The following is a 527-nucleotide window of genomic DNA, read 5'->3' as shown; positions in this document are numbered from 1 at the left end:
GGGGCCTTGAGCGCACCATCGAGTACCATCCAGCGCAATTCGCCTTTGTTGGTCACAGCCGAGATCAGGCCCAGCCCTGCGCGCTTGTGAGAGGGGCGCACCACCGGCGTCCGACCGCGCGGGGCGAAGCTGCGGCCGCGCACATCGTCGGAGCGCAGGCCGGTCTCGTCACCCCAGAAGATCGTGCCCCTCTCCTTCCTGGCTTGCGCCACAAGGGCCGGGTAGTCCTGCCGCAGCCAGCGCCGCACGGCCTTCGGTGACTGCTCATAAGCCCGGCGGAGCGGCTTCTGGGCCGTGAAGCCCCAGCGCGCCAGATACGTACCGATGGTGCGCACCGCCAGCCGGACCCCACAGGACTGCTCGATCAGCTCCCGCACTGCTGCCCGGCTCCACAGGGCAAAGGGCAGCCCGAGTTCGTCGGGCGTGTGCTGGCCCATCAGAGCGCGGACCTGCGCTTCCTGCTCGGGCGCAAGAAACCGTCCCGTACCGGCGGCAGGTCCGCGCGGCTGGCTCGCCAATCCCGCCCG

At 70.4% G+C, this 527-nt stretch carries 1 protein-coding gene; it reads right to left on the bottom strand.

The window, feature by feature from the left end; genetic code table 11:
- On the bottom strand, positions 1 to 527 hold a 527-nt coding region (locus tag JKL45_RS29735; RefSeq protein WP_201865382.1), incomplete at both ends, for a winged helix-turn-helix domain-containing protein.

The organism is Microvirga soli, from assembly GCF_016734765.1.
GTDB classification, from domain to species: Bacteria; Pseudomonadota; Alphaproteobacteria; order Rhizobiales; family Beijerinckiaceae; genus Microvirga; species Microvirga soli.
This window is presented reverse-complemented; position numbering and strand designations above follow the sequence as displayed.